General features: G+C 52.3%; 17 protein-coding genes. 16 read left to right on the forward strand and 1 reads right to left on the reverse strand.

What is annotated here, in order from left to right; genetic code table 11:
- The first annotated feature begins 12 nt into the window (after positions 1 to 12).
- From accD to coaE, 13 genes are all read left to right on the forward strand, one after another.
- Positions 13 to 867 carry an acetyl-CoA carboxylase, carboxyltransferase subunit beta gene (gene accD / locus KB235_RS07075; protein ID WP_211780846.1) on the forward strand — a complete coding sequence of 285 codons (855 nt, stop codon included), beginning with the start codon at positions 13 to 15 and terminating at the stop codon, positions 865 to 867.
- A complete protein-coding gene (locus KB235_RS07080; protein WP_211780847.1) occupies positions 860 to 1795 on the forward strand; it encodes an acetyl-CoA carboxylase carboxyltransferase subunit alpha in 936 nt (311 codons plus the stop codon). Before accD ends, KB235_RS07080 begins: the two co-directional genes overlap by 8 nt.
- A 160-nt stretch (positions 1796 to 1955) precedes the next feature.
- Positions 1956 to 2924, forward strand: a complete 969-nt coding sequence (gene pfkA / locus KB235_RS07085) for a 6-phosphofructokinase (RefSeq protein ID WP_034814773.1) — start codon at positions 1956 to 1958, stop codon at positions 2922 to 2924.
- A gap of 95 nt (positions 2925 to 3019) precedes the next feature.
- Positions 3020 to 4762, forward strand: a complete 1743-nt coding sequence (pyk, locus tag KB235_RS07090) for a pyruvate kinase (RefSeq protein ID WP_211780848.1) — start codon at positions 3020 to 3022, stop codon at positions 4760 to 4762.
- Positions 4763 to 4830: 68 nt separating this feature from the next.
- Positions 4831 to 5295, forward strand: coding sequence for a DUF441 domain-containing protein (locus tag KB235_RS07095; protein ID WP_138859195.1), 465 nt, complete (start codon positions 4831 to 4833; stop codon positions 5293 to 5295).
- A 185-nt stretch (positions 5296 to 5480) separates the two neighbouring features.
- Positions 5481 to 6593 carry a citrate synthase gene (gene citZ, locus KB235_RS07100; protein WP_211780849.1) on the forward strand — a complete coding sequence of 371 codons (1113 nt, stop codon included), beginning with the start codon at positions 5481 to 5483 and terminating at the stop codon, positions 6591 to 6593.
- A 113-nt stretch (positions 6594 to 6706) separates the two neighbouring features.
- Positions 6707 to 7975, forward strand: coding sequence for an NADP-dependent isocitrate dehydrogenase (gene icd, locus KB235_RS07105; RefSeq protein ID WP_156028763.1), 1269 nt, complete (start codon positions 6707 to 6709; stop codon positions 7973 to 7975).
- A 30-nt stretch (positions 7976 to 8005) separates the two neighbouring features.
- Positions 8006 to 8941 (forward strand): malate dehydrogenase, encoded by a 936-nt coding sequence (mdh, locus tag KB235_RS07110; RefSeq protein WP_034814780.1) that lies wholly within the window; start codon positions 8006 to 8008, stop codon positions 8939 to 8941.
- 185 nt (positions 8942 to 9126) lie between these two features.
- On the forward strand, positions 9127 to 9831 hold the full coding sequence (locus KB235_RS07115; protein WP_034814782.1) for a response regulator transcription factor: 705 nt from the start codon (positions 9127 to 9129) through the stop codon (positions 9829 to 9831).
- Positions 9828 to 11555 (forward strand): two-component system histidine kinase PnpS, encoded by a 1728-nt coding sequence (gene pnpS / locus KB235_RS07120; RefSeq protein ID WP_034814784.1) that lies wholly within the window; start codon positions 9828 to 9830, stop codon positions 11553 to 11555. The genes KB235_RS07115 and pnpS overlap by 4 nt, the downstream gene beginning before the upstream one ends.
- Before the next feature lie 208 nt (positions 11556 to 11763).
- The gene (gene polA / locus KB235_RS07125) at positions 11764 to 14361 is read left to right on the forward strand and encodes a DNA polymerase I (protein WP_211780850.1); all 2598 of its coding nucleotides are present in this window, start codon (positions 11764 to 11766) and stop codon (positions 14359 to 14361) included.
- Between the two features lie 20 nt (positions 14362 to 14381).
- A complete protein-coding gene (gene mutM, locus KB235_RS07130) occupies positions 14382 to 15206 on the forward strand; it encodes a DNA-formamidopyrimidine glycosylase (protein ID WP_034814787.1) in 825 nt (274 codons plus the stop codon).
- A 12-nt stretch (positions 15207 to 15218) separates the two neighbouring features.
- Complete coding sequence (gene coaE / locus KB235_RS07135; RefSeq protein WP_034814789.1) at positions 15219 to 15824, forward strand: dephospho-CoA kinase; 606 nt, start codon at positions 15219 to 15221, stop codon at positions 15822 to 15824.
- A 45-nt stretch (positions 15825 to 15869) separates the two neighbouring features.
- Here the strand turns inward: coaE and KB235_RS07140 are convergent, their stop codons facing one another.
- The gene (locus KB235_RS07140) at positions 15870 to 16352 is read right to left on the reverse strand and encodes a site-2 protease family protein (RefSeq protein ID WP_034814791.1); all 483 of its coding nucleotides are present in this window, start codon (positions 16350 to 16352) and stop codon (positions 15870 to 15872) included.
- A 154-nt stretch (positions 16353 to 16506) separates the two neighbouring features.
- Between KB235_RS07140 and KB235_RS07145 the strand changes: the two genes are divergently transcribed.
- From KB235_RS07145 to KB235_RS07155, 3 genes are all read left to right on the forward strand, one after another.
- The gene (locus tag KB235_RS07145) at positions 16507 to 17538 is read left to right on the forward strand and encodes a glyceraldehyde-3-phosphate dehydrogenase (RefSeq protein WP_211780851.1); all 1032 of its coding nucleotides are present in this window, start codon (positions 16507 to 16509) and stop codon (positions 17536 to 17538) included.
- Positions 17539 to 17769: 231 nt separating this feature from the next.
- Positions 17770 to 18156, forward strand: a complete 387-nt coding sequence (gene speD, locus KB235_RS07150) for an adenosylmethionine decarboxylase (protein ID WP_024371390.1) — start codon at positions 17770 to 17772, stop codon at positions 18154 to 18156.
- A 111-nt stretch (positions 18157 to 18267) separates the two neighbouring features.
- Positions 18268 to 18636 carry a hypothetical protein gene (locus tag KB235_RS07155; protein ID WP_211780852.1) on the forward strand — a complete coding sequence of 123 codons (369 nt, stop codon included), beginning with the start codon at positions 18268 to 18270 and terminating at the stop codon, positions 18634 to 18636.
- Positions 18637 to 18640: the final 4 nt, after the last annotated feature.

An 18640-nucleotide genomic window follows, 5' to 3' on the forward strand; every position in this document is an offset into this window, starting at 1 on the left:
GAGGGGGAAGCGATGACTGCTTTTTTCAAGAAACCAAAACGATACATGCCGTTGCGCCAACGCGAACCAAAGATTGATGCGCCGCAAGGGTTGATGACAAAATGTCCAGCTTGTAAATATATGCATTACACGAAACAGTTGAACGAACACCATAAAGTATGCGACTGTGGGTATCATTTCCCGCTCAGTGCCGATGAACGCATCGCGATGCTCGTCGACAGCGGCTCGTTTGAACAGTTTGCAGGACCGAATGTGTTGCGAAATCCGCTCGACTTTCCTGAATATGAAGAAAAGTTGGCGAAAGACAAAGAGCGGACCGGAATCGAAGAAGCCATCGTCTGCGGACGGGCAACGATATCTGGTCAACCGTTCGTCGTCTGCGTCATGGACGCACGCTTCCGGATGGGTTCGATGGGCGCCTACGTCGGGGAAGCGATCGCTTCAGCCGTAAGAAGAGCGACCGCCGAACGCTTGCCGGTCGTCTTGTTCACCGCTTCTGGCGGCGCGCGTATGCAAGAAGGGATGGTCAGCCTCATGCAGATGGCGAACACGTCAATCGCATTGAAGAAACATGATGAGGCCGGCCTTCTTTATATCGCTTACTTAACGCATCCGACGACGGGCGGGGTCTCCGCGAGCTTCGCGATGCTCGGCGATTTGAACGTAGCCGAGCCGGGCGCGCTCATCGGGTTCGCCGGTCGCCGGATTATCGAACAGACGATTCGTGAAAAGCTTCCGGAAAACTTCCAAACCGCTGAGTTTTTATTAGAGGCGGGTCAGCTTGACGCCGTCGTTCATCGTGAACAGATGCGTACGTTTTTACACAACATGATCACGTTACATGGTGGAGGTGTGAACCGTGTTTGATCCAATCAAAGAAGTGAACGAACAACTTTATAAACTTCGCGAGACGGCCGAGACGAAAGGGATTGATTTGTCTCGTGAGATTCGCCATCTCGAAGCGAAGTTACACCGATTAGAAAAAGACATTTATGGGAATATGAAACCGTGGGATCGCGTCCAGTTGGCTCGGAACCCGAAACGGCCGACGACGCTCGATTACATCAATCAATTGTTCCCAGATTTCATTGAACTTCACGGTGACCGGCACGGATATGACGATGCGGCCATCGTCGCAGGGATTGCGACGCTCGACGGTGCACCGGTCACGATTATCGGACACCAACGCGGGCGGAACACGAAAGAGAACATGGCGCGGAATTTCGGGATGCCCCATCCGGAAGGGTATCGAAAAGCATTGCGCTTCATGAAACAAGCGGAGAAGTTTAATCGCCCGGTCATCACGTTCATCGATACGAAAGGGGCGTATCCGGGTAGAGCCGCCGAAGAACGCGGACAAAGTGAAGCGATTGCGCGCAACTTGTTCGAGATGGCGACGCTCAAGACGCCAATCGTCTCGGTCGTCATCGGGGAGGGCGGATCTGGCGGTGCGCTCGGCATCGGTGTTTGCGACCGTCTGCTCATGCTCGAGAACAGCACGTACTCCGTCATTTCGCCGGAAGGGGCGGCCGCATTGCTCTGGAAGGATGCGAAACTTGCGGAACGTGCTGCTGAGACGATGAAGATTACAGCACAAGACTTGTATGGATTGGGGATCGTCGATGAAGTCGTCACGGAAGTGTTCGGAGGCGCGCATATGGATGTGTCATTACAGTCTTCACTTCTGAAGCCTGTATTAACACAACACATCAAAGACTTAGGACAACAGAGCCGAGACGAGCTGTTAAGCGGTCGTGCCGCCAAATATCATCAAATTGGCACAATTGGCTCGTGAAAACGGTAACAACCGCATAGCCAAACCGTTCAATCGTTCACCGGTTGACCGTTTCCGAACGTACCCCATGTTTTTTTTTCACATACTTGTGTTGTAAAACAAAGGTCAGACATGGTATTTTATTTTCAGATTTCGTTAAAACACATAAGAGGTGAGTGACGTGAATTTAAAACGTATTGCGGTATTGACAAGTGGGGGAGACGCCCCTGGAATGAACGCTGCAGTCCGTGCCGTGACCCGAAAAGCAATTTTCGAAGGTCTAGAAGTGTACGGTGTGTATAACGGCTATCAAGGTCTAATCGAAGGAGATCTCGTCGAATTGAACCTCGGTTCGGTCGGCGATATCATTCAACGCGGAGGAACATTCTTACGTTCGGCCCGTTGCCCTGAGTTTAGAACGGAAGAGGGTCGTGCGAAAGCGGTCGAGCAGTTGAAGAAATTCGACATCGATGCGCTCGTAGTAATTGGTGGAGACGGTTCATACCGTGGCGCCCAAAAGTTGACGGAACTCGGTTTCCCGACGATTGGACTTCCAGGTACGATCGACAATGACATCCCAGGAACGGACGCGACAATCGGTTTCGATACGGCGCTCAACACGGCGCTCGACGCAATCGACAAGATTCGCGACACGGCATCATCCCATGAACGGACGTATGTCATTGAAGTGATGGGCCGTGACGCAGGTGATATCGCACTTTATGCCGGTCTTGCCGGTGGTGCCGAGTCAATCCTCGTCCCAGAACGTCCAGAAGACTTGAGTGCGATCGTGGAACGCATCAACCATGGTGTGGCTCGCGGTAAGAAACACTCGATCGTCGTCGTCGCTGAAGGCGCCGGCAGTGCGGAAGAGATCGGAAAAATGATCGCTGAGAAGACAAACTCAGAGACACGCGTGACGATTCTTGGACACATTCAACGTGGCGGTTCCCCAACTGCTGCGGACCGCGTGCTTGCGAGCCGCATGGGTGCTTACGCTGTCGAGATTTTACTCGAAGGCAAGGCAGGACGTGTCGTCGGCATTCGTGCCGGTAAGTTGATGGATCTCGATATCGACGAAGCGCTCGATCACAACAAGCACACGCTCGATATGCAGTTGATCGATCTTTCGAACCAACTTTCGATTTAACGAGTACCAGTGAACTCCACAGAGACGGGATCAGGTCGGTTGACCCCCCGTTTTCTGTGTGTAAATGTAATACATCCCCTAGGAGGTTTTTATTTATGCGTAGAACGAAAATTGTATGTACGATTGGACCAGCTTCAGAGAAACGTCTTCCGGAAATGATTGAAGCCGGTATGAACGTCGCCCGTCTCAACTTCTCACACGGTGACTATGAAGAGCACGGCGCACGTATCCGCGACATCCGCGAAGCAGCAAAAGCTGCCGGCAAAGTCGTGACGGTTCTTCTTGACACGAAAGGTCCTGAAATCCGTACACATACGTTTGAAGACGGAAAAGCACTCCTCGAAAAAGGAAAAGAAGTCATCATCGTCTCGACAGAAGAAATCGTCGGAACGAAAGATCGTTTCTCGGTCACGTACGAAGGTCTCTACGAAGACGTTGAAGTCGGGTCACGCATCATGCTCGATGACGGACTCATCGGTCTCCTTGTCGTTGAGAAGCTCCCGAACCGTGATCTTCGCTGCGTCATCGAAAACGAAGGCGTTATCAAGACGAAGAAAGGTGTCAACTTGCCTAACGTCAAGGTAAACCTTCCTGCCCTTACAGACAAAGACATCGCCGACATCGAGTTCGGGATTTCACAAGACATCGATGTCATCGCGGCATCGTTCGTCCGCCGTGCGTCTGACGTCGTTGAGATTCGTCAACTTCTTGAACGCAACAACGCGTCACACATCAAAATCTATCCGAAAATCGAGAACCAAGAAGGTGTCGACAATATCGACGAAATCTTGGCGATTTCTGACGGTTTGATGGTCGCTCGTGGTGACCTCGGAATCGAGATCCCAACGGAAGAAGTCACACCAGTTCAAAAAGAATTGATCAAGAAGTGTAACGACCTCGGGAAACCGGTCATCACGGCTACACAAATGCTTGATTCAATGCAACGCAACCCGCGTCCAACACGTGCGGAAGCATCTGACGTTGCCAACGCCATCCTCGATGGTACGGATGCGGTCATGCTTTCAGGTGAGACGGCAGCAGGGGACTACCCAATCGAGTCAGTTCAAATGCAAGCAGCAATTGCTGTTCGTACTGAGCAAATGCTCGACTACAAAAACTTGCTCAAAGATCGTCAGAAGCGCAGTGAGCACACGGTCACGGATGCAATCTCACAAGCGGTTGCCCACACGGCAATCAACTTGAACGCAAAAGCGATCTTGACACCGACACAATCAGGTTACACGGCTGCTCGTACAGCGAAGTATCGTCCAGAGGCGAACATCATCGCGGTCACAGAGTCAGAGCGTGTGGCACGTCAATTGAACCTCGTTTGGGGCGTGTACCCAATCGTGGCTGACACGATGCCGAACAACACGGATGAGATGTTGGTACAAGCTTCAGAAGCGGCTCGTCACGCTGGATTCGTCACAGATGGTGACCTCGTCGTCATCTCGGCAGGTATCCCGGCTGCGACTGCTGGAACGACGAACATGATGAAAGTTCACATCGTCGGTCACGCCCTCGCGAACGGACGCGGCATTGGTGAGCGCGGTCTCGTCGGCGAAGTCGTGGTTGCGAACAATGCGGAAGAAGCGAACGCGAAAGCGAAAGAGGGTATGATCCTCGTCGCACCGTTCACAGATAAAGAAATGATGCCAGCGATCGAGAAAGCGGCTGGAATCATCACTGAAGACGGCGGATTGACGAGCCATGCCGGCATCGTCGGGCCATCACTCCGTAAACCGGTCATCGTCGGTGTCGAGTCTGCGACATCAACGCTCCGTGACGGTCAGATGATTTCAATCGACCCACTCACTGGTAAAATCTACAACGCGTAATCGAATGCCAATCGAACCGACCTTAGCGATGAGGTCGGTTCTTTTTCCATTCAGAAAGAAGGAGTCATATGAGTGCGTATTTATTCTTATTGTTGCTCGTCTTGATCGGGGTTATCTCCCATAACCAATCGGTCATCATCGCCAGCAGCGTCCTATTGATTATTAAAGCCGTTGGGTTCGGTGATCAACTGTTCCCGACACTTGCCTCGAAAGGGATCCATTGGGGCGTGACGATTATCACGATTGCCGTTCTCGTCCCGATTGCGACCGGTGACATCGGGTTTAGGGAATTGTGGAATAGTATTAAAGGGCCGGTCGGCATCATCGCTTTCGGCTCAGGAATCTTCGTCGCGCTCGCCGCGGCCCAGGGCGTTCAACTGATGCGAATCGAACCAGTCGTGACGACAGCACTCCTCGCCGGTACCATCCTAGCCGTCGGTTTCATGAAAGGCGTGCCGGTTGGACCGCTGATTGGAGCCGGGATCGCCGCTTTGATTTTAGGTGGATTTAGCCTGTTAGAAAAATGGTTCTGACATTTTTTGACGGTTGGATACGCTTACATTTCTTTTTTTCAGTAAATTGTTTATACTAGATAAAGGACAGGGTGGAGCGAGCTCGAAACGGATTGGGGAAAGTGTTCGACTTCCCGCCCTTATTCCCTACACAACAGACTGTATGATGCGGTCGATCACTTTTAAAGACTGAGGGGGAGTTATTGATGTCAACGACAAAAGGATTAGAAGGAATTGTGGCAGCGGCCTCAAAAGTCAGTTCGATCATCGACGGACAATTGACTTACGGAGGATACACAATCGACGATTTGGCGGACCACGCCACTTTTGAAGAGGTTGTTTTCCTATTATGGAACGACCGTCTTCCAAAAGCAGATGAATTAACTGAGCTCTCTGAAGCGCTCGTGAAAGAAGCCAAATTACCAGAAGAAGTCATCGGGACGCTCGAACGGGCGCCGAAATCGGCGAACGCGATGGCGACGATTCGCACAGCGCTCTCGCAACTCGCTCTTTATGACGACGAGTCAGAAGATATGAGTGACGAGGCGAACATGCGTAAAGCGATTCGGCTTCAAGCGCAAATCGCGACGATCGTGACGGCGTTCGCACGACTTCGTAAAGGGGAGCAACCCGTCGCGCCGAAGCAAGGCTTGTCGTATGCGGCCAACTTCCTCTACATGTTGAACGGAGAAGAGCCGAGTGAAGTCGCTGAGAAGACGATCGACAAAGCGCTCATCTTGCACGCCGACCACGAATTGAACGCATCGACGTTCACGGCCCGCGTCTGTGTCGCGACACTCTCGGATATGTATTCGGGCGTGACGGCGGCGATGGGTGCATTGAAAGGCCCGCTCCACGGCGGTGCCAACGAGGCGGTCATGAAGATGTTGCATGAAATCGGATCGGTCGATAAAGTCGAGGATTACGTTCGCGGCAAGTTCGAGCGTCGTGAGAAAATCATGGGCTTCGGTCACCGCGTCTACAAGGACGGCGACCCACGGGCGAAACACTTGAAAGAGATGAGCCGTCAATTGACAGCCCAAATCGGTGAGCCGGAATGGTACGAGATGTCGGAGAAAATCGACCACCTCGTCGAGACGGAAAAAGGCTTGAAGCCGAACGTCGATTTCTATTCGGCATCCACATACTATGCGCTCGGTCTTGACGAAGAGTTGTTCACGCCGATTTTCGCCGTGTCACGGATGTCTGGGTGGATCGCCCACATCCTCGAGCAATACGCAGACAACCGTCTCATCCGTCCACGTGCGGAATATGTCGGCGAAGCGCATCGTTCTTACGTGCCGGTCAACGAGCGCTAAGGCGAACGAAAAAGATCGAGTCACAATTTAGACATAAACTTTGGTAAACTAACAAGTGACGTAGGTCGGCGCGAGCGTCGGCCTACAGTAATGTACTTAGGGGGATTCATATGTTGACACAAGGTCAGAAAATTACTGTAGAAAACGGTGCGCTCAACGTACCAAACGTACCAACGATTCCATTCATCATCGGGGACGGCACAGGTCCTGATATTTGGAACGCAGCAGTTCGCGTCTTTGATGCAGCTGTCGAGAAGGCATATGGCGGCGAGAAGAAAATCGAATGGATGGAAGTGTACGCTGGGGAGAAGGCGTTCAACCAAAAAGGTGAATGGCTCCCGAACGAGACGCTTGATGAAATCCGTGAATATTTGATTGCCATCAAAGGTCCATTGACGACGCCGGTCGGCGGCGGGATTCGCTCACTCAACGTCGCACTCCGTCAAGAACTCGACTTGTACACATGCTTGCGCCCGGTCCGTTACTTTACAGGCGTTCCTTCACCGGTCAAACGCCCAGAGGATACAGACATGGTCATCTTCCGCGAGAACACAGAAGACATCTACGCAGGGATCGAGTACGCATCAGGCAGCGACGAAGTGAAGAAGTTGATTACTTTCTTGAAAGAAGAGATGAACGTCAACAAGATCCGTTTCCCAGAAACATCTGGTATCGGCATCAAGCCGGTCTCGTCTGAAGGAACGAAACGCCTTGTTCGTGCCGCGCTCGAGTACGCGATCGCGAACAACCGTAAATCGCTCACGCTCGTCCATAAAGGCAACATCATGAAGTTCACAGAAGGCGCCTTCAAAAACTGGGGCTACGAGCTCGCTGAGGAAGAATACGGCGACAAAGTCTTCACATGGGCACAGTATGACCGCATCAAAGAAGAGTCAGGCGAAGCGGCTGCAAACGATGCACAAGCTAAAGCCGAGGCAGAAGGTAAAATCATCGTAAAAGATTCGATTGCCGACATCTTCTTGCAACAGATTTTGACACGTCCGCGTGAGTTCGATGTCGTCGCGACGATGAACTTGAACGGTGACTACATCTCGGACGCACTCGCTGCCCAAGTCGGCGGAATCGGGATCGCACCTGGAGCGAACATCAACTACGTGACAGGCCACGCCATTTTCGAAGCGACACACGGGACGGCACCGAAGTATGCCGGCCTCGACAAGGTCAACCCGTCATCGGTCATCTTGTCTGGAGAAATGATGCTCCGTCATATGAACTGGAACGAAGCGGCTGACCTCATCATCAACTCGATGGAGAAAACGATCGCTTCAAAAGTCGTCACGTACGATTTTGCCCGTCTCATGGACGGCGCGACAGAAGTGAAGTGTTCAGAGTTTGCGGATGAATTGATCAAAAACATGTAAGACATCAGCCAAACCAAGGGGGAGAGCACAATGATTCGTCGCAATAAGATCTCGGTGATCGGTAGCGGATTCACAGGCGCCACGACGGCACTGTATTTGGCTCAAAAAGAACTCGGTAACGTCGTCCTGCTCGATATGAAAGACAACGAAAACCCGACGAAAGGAAAGGCGCTCGATATGCAAGAGACGGCGCCGATTCAAGGGTTTGACTCGTGGATCACCGGGACGTCAGACTATGCGGACACGGCCGGGTCAGATATCGTCGTCATCACGGCAGGCATCGCGCGCAAGCCAGGCATGAGTCGGGACGACCTCGTCTCGACGAACGCCAACGTGATGCGAGCGGTCACGAAAGAAGTGGCACGATATTCACCAGATGCGATTTTGATCGTCTTGACGAACCCGGTCGACGCGATGACGTATGCCGCGTTCAAAGAGTCGGGCTTCCCGAAAGAACGTGTCATCGGACAATCGGGTGTCCTCGATACGGCAAGATTCCGGACGTTCGTCGCCGAGGCGTTGAACGTCTCGGTGAAAGACGTCTCCGGCTTCGTGCTCGGTGGGCACGGGGATGACATGGTCCCGCTCATCCGCTATTCGTATGCAGGGGGCATCCCGCTCGAGAAACTGTTGTCGCATGACCAAATCGAAGCGATTGTGAATCGGACTCGAAAAGGTGGCGGAGAAATTGTCCAGCTCCTTGGGAACGGGTCGGCCTACTATGCGCCGGCTGCCGCCATCGTCGAGATGGTCGAAGCGATTTTAAAAGACCAGCGTCGAATCTTGCCGGCCATCGCGTATCTCGACGGCGAATACGGTTTCCACGACCTCTACCTTGGTGTCCCGACGATTCTTGGCGCGAACGGGATTGAGCGTGTGCTCGAACTTGAGTTGACGGAAGACGAGACGGCTGCGCTTCAGCGTTCAGCCGACTCCGTCCGGTCTGTCTTGAACGTCCTTACATGACGAGGAAGTCCTGTCCACAATCGTGGGCAGGACTTTTTTGTGGAGATGAAACGGATTGGACCGTGCTACACTTGGGATAGAACGTGGATTTGTTTTGTTTTTGTAAAGATTTGCTTTGAAGTTGGTGTCGGGCGCGATTGCTTTGTAAAATGGAACATGAAGAAGACATTAGAGGAGGAACACGTGTGGCCGATAAAGTGATTGTTGTCGATGATGAAGTGTCGATTGCGACGTTGTTGAAATTTAACTTGGAGCAAGCAGGATTTGAAGTGGAGACTGCCCATGACGGGAAGACCGGTCTTGAGCTTGCGGAGAGACAAGACGCGGTACTCATCGTGCTCGATTTGATGTTGCCGGAGATGGACGGGCTCGAGGTATGCAAGCGACTGCGTCAACAAAAAGTAAATACTCCAATCTTGATGCTGACAGCAAAGGATGATGAGTTTGATAAAGTGCTCGGTCTCGAGCTCGGGGCGGACGATTATTTGACGAAACCGTTCAGCCCACGAGAAGTCGTCGCCCGCGTGAAAGCGATTCTTCGACGTTCGGCCCCGGCCGAGGTCGCCGCGGTCGATGAGGATGTCATCGAGATTGGTGACGTGAAGATCGTCACATCGAATTACGAGGTGTTCAAAAAAGGGGAACGTCTCGAACTGACCCCGAAAGAGTTCGAACTCCTCGCTTATTTGGCGAAGAACAAAGGGCGTGTCTTGACGCGAGATCAACTCTTGTCTGCGATTTGGAATTACGACTTTGTCGGGGACACGCGAATCGTCGATGTGCACATCAGCCACTTGCGCGAAAAGATTGAGCCGGTGACGAAGAAACCGTCATATATTAAGACGATTCGTGGACTCGGCTATAAGATGGAAGAGCCGATGTCCGAATGAAGACGTATCGCTCGCGCTTTTTAACGACGCTCATCCTGCTTGTCACGGGTGTGTTGCTCACGCTCGGGATCGTGCTCGGTCAGCTGTTCAAAGATTTCTACTTGGACTCGGAGCGCGACCGTTTGAAAGAAGATACGAAACTCGCCGCCCTATATCTCGATGGCGGGGAGTTGAACGAGATTCAAGATTATGTGGGCCAAATCGATGACGAGAGCAGTTTCGATATCTTACTGCTCAATCGAAACATGCAAGTCATCGCGGGTACCCCGTTCCGTGTCGGGTCGTTCGAATATCGCGTTGACCCGGAGACGATCTCGAGTGACGGGGAGTTCGGGAACGCCACACGTGACGACTTGATTCAGTTCACGAAACCGATCACGTTGTCGTCGGAGGAAACGGTGTACCTCAGCTTCATCCGTTACGTCTCGGATTTAGAGAGTGTATACAACCGCATTTGGATGACGATCGCTTTTGCCTTGTTCTTTTCATTCTTCATCATCTTGTTCGTGCTCCACAATTTGACGAACCAATTCATTCGGCCAATCGATGAGGCGACGATCGTCTTGCGCGAACTCGCCGATGGGAACTATCGGGCCCGCGTCTATGAGTTGCGAAACGATGCCGAGACGGGGAGTCTGGCCGGATCGATTAACGTCCTCGCGCGGAACCTCGAAACGATTTCACTCGGAGAGGCGGTCCAGCGGGCACGGCTCGAATCGCTCATCGAATATATGGGGGCCGGTCTTTTACTCGTCGACGAACGCGGCATCGTCACGCTCGTGAATCGGTCGTATCGGGACATGTTCCAATACGATGAGTTGATGATTGGCCAGTTTTATCACGGGATTTTACCGAGTCCGGACGTCGAGACGTTAATCGAAGACGTCTATTTGACCGAAGAACCGCATCGGCGTCAATTGTCGATTCGGACCGGATTCAATCAACGGACGTATATGGTATCGGCGGCGCCGATCTTCAGCGATACGGGGATGCTCCGTGGCACGACTCTCTTGTTCAACGATATTAGTGAACTGAAGCGGCTCGAGAAGATGCGCAAAGACTTCGTCGCCAACGTCAGTCACGAGTTGAAGACGCCGCTCACGTCGATTCGTGGCTTCAGTGAGACGCTCCTCGACGGGGCGAAAGAAGTGCCGGAGCTGCGAGACCAGTTCCTCGATATCATTCAAAAAGAAGCGACTCGGATGCAGATGCTCGTCGAAGATTTACTCGAATTGTCGCGGCTCGAACGGGAAGATTTTCATTTGGAGTTCACGCCAGTGCAGTTGAATCAACTTGTAGAAGAAGTAAGTCTCGTCTTGAGCCAGAAGGCTGAGCGGAAATCGATTCAACTCGAGACGCGGCACGACGGGGAAGTGATGCTCCAAGCCGACATGAACCGAATCAAGCAGGTGATTTTAAACCTCGTCGCGAACGCGATCAACTATTCACCGGAAGGCAGCCGGGTCGAAATCGCTGTCGAACGAAATGACGCGATAGGAAGGTTGATTGTCAAAGACAATGGCATTGGTATCGCCGAGAAAGAGATAAGCCGCATCTTTGAGCGGTTCTATCGCGTCGATAAGGCGCGGAGTCGGAACTCCGGTGGGACGGGACTCGGACTCGCTATCGTCAAGCACATCGTCGACCTCCATCATGCGACGATTCAAGTCGATAGCGTGGAAGGGGAAGGGACGACGTTCACGATTGAATTCCCCTTGCCTTAACAAGGAGTTCACGTTCTGTTCATACCGTCTTAACAAAGACTTGCTATTCTATAGACGAGACCTCTTCATCATCTCGTGTCGTGTCCGGTGCTCATCTCCACACGGGCGCGAAGGAGACCCTTTTCTAGTCACTAGAAAAGGGTCTTTTTTTTCGAACGCATGTGCCCGTATGATATGATGGAGTCAGAAGCGAATGGAGGTTACTAGAATGAATAAATTGCTGCTCCTTGATGGGAATTCTCTGACGTACCGTGCATTTTTCGCGCTGCCTCCGATGACGGATGCATCGGGCCGGAACACGAATGCGGTGTACGGGTTCACGATGATGCTATTGAAATTGATGGAAGATGAGCGACCGACGCATTTCGCTGTCGCGTTCGATGCCTCGAAGAAGACGTTCCGCCACGATACATATGCGGACTATAAAGGGGGACGCGAGAAGACGCCGGGTGAGCTACGTGAACAGTTCCCGATCGTCCGCGAGATTTGTGAGGCGTTTGGCATCCAAGTGCTCGAGCTCGACAACTATGAGGCTGACGATATTATCGGGACGCTCTCGAAGCGAGACGAGTTCGACAACGTGACGATTGTGACAGGGGATAAAGACTTGTTACAACTGATTGATGACCGCGTCACCGTCTACTTGACGAAGCGGGGCATCACCGATGTCGAGACGATGGATGAAACGGCCTTTAAAGAGCGCTATGACGGTCTGAACCCGCGCCAGATGATCGATTTAAAAGGACTCATGGGCGACAAGTCGGATAACATTCCTGGTATCCCGGGTGTCGGAGAGAAGACGGCGCTGAAGCTATTGAACGCCTACGGATCGGTCGAAGGGTTGTATGCCCACACGGCTGAACTAAAAGGGAAACAAAAAGAGAAGGTAGAGGCGAACGAGCATGAAGCGAAGCTGTCGAAACAGCTCGCCACGATCCATACGGACGTACCGATTGAGGTCGACGTCGACCAGCTGGCGTTCCACCCGTATGACGTCTCGAAAGTGAAATCACTTTTCATGAGCCTGCAATTCAAATCGCTAATCGGCAAGCTTCAAACGGATGAAGATGCAGTCGAACCTGCCCCAAGGCAGGAGGTGACGCACATCGAGCTCGACGCCCAGGACTTGTCGCGTGCCGTGTTGTTCCTCGAGCAACTGCGTGAAGATTATTTCGAAGAACCGATGATCGGTGTCGCCATCGCCTCGAGTGCGGGCGTGACGGTCGGTGACGCCTCGCTCCTTAAGACCGATATCGTTAAAGAATGGCTGGCGGATGAAGCGCGCAGGACGATCTGTCTCGATGCGAAACAGACGATCATCCAGCTGAAACGAAACGGGCTCAAGCTTGTCGGGTACGAGGACTTGCTCGTGGCCGGTTATTTGCTCAACTTGTCAGGCGGGACGACGCTCGATTCGATTGCGGCCCACTTTGAACACACGTTACCGGAAGACGATGCCGTCTACGGCAAAGGGGCGAAGCGCCACATCCCGGAACGTGACGTGCTCGAGCAACATCTCGCCGAGAAAGCGATGGCGATCTTGTCGCTCTTCGACCATGTCGCCGCGGCGCTCGTCGAGAACGAACAGACGTCGCTCTATGAAGACTTAGAACGTCCGCTCGTCTCGGTCCTCGCCGAAATGGAATGGGCCGGTATTCACGTCGATGTGGCGACGTTGCAGGCGATGGAGCAAGATTTAGGTGGTCGGATCGAACAACTTGAGTCAGAGATTCACCATCTTGCCGGTGAAGCGTTCAATATTAACTCGCCGAAACAACTCGGCGTCATCTTATTTGAGAAGTTGGCGCTCCCGCCGGTCAAGAAGACGAAGACCGGCTATTCGACGGCGGCGGACGTGCTCGAGAAGCTGGCACCGCTCCATCCGATTATTGAACACATCATGCATTACCGAGAGCTCGGAAAACTCCAATCGACCTATGTCGAAGGGTTGCAAAAAGTCGTGAAGGAAGACGGGAAGATTCATACCCGTTACACGCAGACGCTGACGCAAACCGGGCGTCTCTCTTCGGTCAACCCGAACTTACAGAACATCCCGATTCGACTCGAGGAGGGACGCCGGATTCGTAAGGCGTTCACAGCAAGCGAACCGGGCTGGGTACTGTACGCGGTCGACTATTCACAAATCGAGTTACGGATCATGTCGCACATGTCCCAAGACGAGAAGATGCTCGATGCGTTCTTGCATGACGAAGACATCCATACCTCGACGGCAGCGAACGTTTTCAAAGTCGCCAAAGAGGATGTGACGTCACTCATGCGCCGCCAAGCGAAGGCGGTCAACTTCGGCATCATCTATGGCATCAGTGATTATGGATTGTCACAAAACCTTGGGATTAGTCGAAAAGAAGCGCAAACGTTCATCGACACGTATTTCGAACAGTTCCCGGGCGTGAAACGATTCATGGACGAGGCGATTGAACGGGCACGTAAACACGGATACGTCGAGACGATGCTGAAGCGTCGTCGCAACATCCCAGACATCCATTCACGCAATTTCAATCTGCGTGGGTTCGCGGAGCGGACAGCCATCAACACCCCGATTCAAGGGACGGCGGCTGATATCATCAAGAAAGCGATGATTGACGTCGATCAGGCGCTTCGAACCTCGACACTCCAGTCGAAGTTATTGTTACAAGTGCACGATGAACTCATCTTTGAAGGACCGAAAGAAGAGACCGAGGCGCTCGAGAAGCTCGTCAAACAGGCGATGGAGCACACGATTCAACTCGATGTACCGCTTCGCGCCGACGGCTCGTTCGGCGAGACGTGGTTTGATACAAAATAAAGACTAGAAAGGAACTTGTTATGCCTGAACTACCTGAAGTGGAGACGGTCTGTCGTCGATTACGGCCGTTCGTCTCCGGAAAAACGATTGAAGCCGTAGACGTGTTTGACGCAAAAATCATCCGTGGGCACGAGCCGGATCAGTTCGTCGAGCACTTGCTCGGTGAGACGATTCTAGACGTCGAGCGGCGTGGAAAGTTCATCTTATTCAAATTGACGAACGGATATCTCGTTTCGCACTTACGGATGGAAGGGAAATTCTTCCCGCATGACGAAAGAGTCAGTCCGGTCAAACATTCGCATGTCGTCTTCACGTTCACGGACGGGACGACGCTCCATTACAATGACGTCCGAAAGTTCGGGACGATGGAGTTGAAGACGAATGAGGAACTATTCGTCACACCCCCGCTGTCGCTTCTCGCGCTCGAGCCGTTCGATCCGGATGTCACGGCCGAAGCGTTACACAGACGGCTGAGCCGGATGAACGTCCGCGCCATCAAGACGGCGCTACTTGACCAATCCATTTTTGTCGGACTCGGTAACATCTATGTCGATGAGACGCTGTTTCGGGCCGGTGTCCATCCGACCCGACCGGCAGCGAGCTTGTCATATGCTGAAGTTGAGACGGTCCGGCAAGAGGCGATTGCCGTCTTGACCGAGGCGATTGAGCGAGGGGGGAGCACGATTCGGAGCTACACGAATCCAGACGGGGCGACCGGCACGTTCCAAGAGACACTTTACGTCTACGGACAGACCGGCAACCCGTGCCAGAAGTGCGGCCGGTCGATTGAGAAGATGAAACTAGGCGGACGGGGTACGCATTACTGTCCGCACTGCCAACAGTAAGAGGTGGAGAAGATGTTGAAGATTGGTTTGACAGGCGGAATCGCGACCGGGAAGTCGACCGTCTCACGCCTGTTTCGACAACGTGGCATCCCAATTATCGATGCCGATCAAATTGCCCGTAAGGTCATCGAGCCAAATGGAAAAGCGTTCGCCGCAGTCCGTGAAGCGTTCCCGGCGTGTTTCGACGGGGATCGATTGAATCGACCGGCGCTCGGGCGCGAGATTTTTCATGACGATGCGAAACGTCAACTCCTCAATCAACTCATGCACCCCGCCATCCGGGAAGAGATGGTCGAAGAGATGAAAGGGTACGCAGAGTCGGGCGAGACGGTCGTCATCTTCGACATCCCGCTCTTGTTCGAAGGGACGATGCGCGATCTTGTCGACTACACGGTCGTCGTCTATTGCCGGGAAGAGATTCAATTGATGCGGCTCATGGAACGGAACGGCTTGACGAAAGAGGAAGCACTCGCCCGGATTCATGCCCAAATCCCGATTGAAGAGAAAAAACATCAAGCAGACTACTTGATTAACAATAACGGGGCGCTCGGTGAACTGCCGCCTCAAGTCGATCGGCTCGTCAATCAGTTTCGGGACACGAAAAAAGAAGGCGTCTGACGCCTTCTTTCGTGAAGACGCATCCTCATTCAAGGGGTGCGTCTTTTAATTGAGCGGGTCGGATTCGGGTCTACCTTTTCGCCACGTGTCATAGATGGCGCGACCGTCGCTCGGGTGACCGTTGGAATAGTAAATCGGGTAAAGCGAGAAGAAGATATAGTAGAACGAGAAGTAGGCGAACTGATACGTATAAATGGTCGGTTCGATTTCCCGTGCCAAGATGAATCCGTTCACGATTAAGATGCTCGCCAAGTTGAAAAGCGATCCGCCGGCATAGACGAGGCTCCTCGTCAGACGATTGCTCACTTTTAAATCGGTGAATTGACACCACGCATCATAAAAGTAGACGCGATTGAACTGCAATCGGCCGACTTTGAATAATTTTTTCCCCGTACCAATCTCCATGTCGAGTGATCCACCGAACAGTTTCGCGAAAAAGAAATGACCGAATTGATGAATCAATGTCACGATCGGCAAGATGATGAAAAATGAAATGACGAATTTATCGATGTCGCCCCAACCAAACATAAAACATTGCTCCTTTCCAAGCTCTAGAACGAATTTCCCTCTTTTATAAAACTCAAACTGTAAAAAAGTGAAAGAAATGTGACGATTGATAGTGAAAACGCTTCCAATTATCCGTTATAATGGTGTCGTAACGCAGAAAAAAGGGGGAACTAGAATGGGGACGAAAGTGGCGATCAATGGATTTGGACGAATCGGGAGAATGGTGTTCCGGAAATTGATGCTTGAGGGCCGGCATGAGGTCGTGGCCATCAATGCGAGTTATCCAGCCGATACGCTGGCGCATTTGATTAAACATGACACGGTCCACGGACCGTTCGGGTTGACGGTTCGAGCGCATGGGGATGCGCTTATCGTCGACGGGAAGCGAATCGAACTCGTGGCCGAGCGAGACCCGGAGAAGTTGCCGTGGCGCGAGCTCGACATTGAAATCGTCGTTGAAGCGACTGGGAAGTTCAATTCAGACATCGGTGCGTCGAAACATTTGACGGCCGGAGCGAAGAAAGTGATTTTGACGGCGCCTGGTAAAGGCGACGTGCGGACGATCGTGATGGGGGTCAATGATCGGGAGTACACACCGGAGCACGACCACATCATCTCGAACGCCTCGTGTACGACGAACTGTCTCGGACCGGTCGTCAAAGTGCTCGACTCGACGTTCGGGATCGAGACCGGTCTCGTGACGACGGTGCATGCGTACACGAACGACCAAAACAACATCGACAACCCGCATAAAGACTTACGTCGGGCCCGTGCTTGTGGTACCTCGATTATACCGACTTCGACAGGGGCCGCGAAAGCGATAGGCCTCGTACTGCCAGAGCTTCAAGGTAAGTTGAACGGGATGGCGCTCCGGGTGCCGACCCCGAACGTCTCACTCGTCGACCTCGTCGTCGAATTGCGCCGGGACGTGACGGTCGATGAAGTGAACGAAGCGTTCGAACGTGCGGCCCATGGGGAGATGACGGGCATTCTCGGTGTATCGACCGAACCGCTCGTCTCAATCGATTTCAATGGCGATGAGCGCTCGTCCATCATCGATGCGGATTCGACGATGGTGATTGGAGGGAACCATGTCAAAGTACTCGCGTGGTATGACAACGAATGGGGCTATTCATGCCGTGTCGTCGACTTGTTGGACATGGTCGCGAGCTACCTTCAAATCGGGCAACAAGAAACCCACGCCTAAAAAAATATATTTAACGAAAAATATTTTTAAAGAAATGAAACAAATGTCTTGTAACGACGTCCCAAACACGATACACTCTAACTCGTGAACTTCAATTGGTCTGACAAACGCAACTTAAAGGGTTAGGACCTCTCTGGACTAACTTGCCCCCGTGGTTGTGGGCGATTCAGGCACAAAGTGAGTGATCATCAACTACTTTGAGACCATTGATGTAAAGGGGGATCCACTAATATGGATACTATGGGACGTCACATTATTACAGAACTTTGGGAGTGCAATCCCGACAAATTGAACGATATCGACTACATCGAGCGCTTGTTCGTCGATGCAGCACTTCGCTCGGGCGCTGAAGTCCGTGAAGTTGCTTTCCACAAATTCGCGCCGCACGGTGTGAGTGGAGTCGTGATCATCTCAGAATCGCACTTGACGATTCACAGCTTCCCGGAGCATGGCTACGCATCAGTCGATGTGTTCACATGTGGGGACCGCATCGATCCGGCTACAGCGTCGCAGTATATCGCTGAAGGTTTGGACGCGAAAGTGCGTGAAGACGTCAAACTTGATCGTGGAATGGGACCAATCCGTGTTCCTGAAGCGCAAGTGGCAATCAGCAAATAATCAGATTGACCTTTTGAGGCTGGCCGATTTTCGGTCAGCCCTTTTAATTGTTTTGTTAACGCCTTAATTTTGATATGCTTAACGTATATAAATGAGTTGTTGAGGTGGAAAATGGGAGTATTCGATAAGTTTCAAACACATATCCAGACAGATGATTCGCATAAACAGGAAGCGTTGCGCACCCGTTACTATGCCGCGTCTCCGAACGCCGTCATGAAGTGGCTCGAGGAAACAATCAAGAAAGAAGGGCAGACGGTTCGCCGTGTCGATGCAGACCGAGGCGAACTCGCGTTTCAAGGTGACGGATGGGACGCACTCGCGACTGTCATTCAAGTCGACGGGGGACGGACAGCGGTCGACTTCACGTTGAACCGGGATAGCCGCTTCGGTCCAGACCTTCGTCAAATCGTGGTGACGTATTATGAGGCGTTACAACAAAAATTCCCGCTCCGAGCCATCGGAAACAAAACTGTTGAATGATAAG

Origin of the sequence: Exiguobacterium alkaliphilum (genome assembly GCF_018138125.1) — a bacterium.
Classification (GTDB): domain Bacteria; phylum Bacillota; class Bacilli; order Exiguobacteriales; family Exiguobacteriaceae; genus Exiguobacterium; species Exiguobacterium alkaliphilum.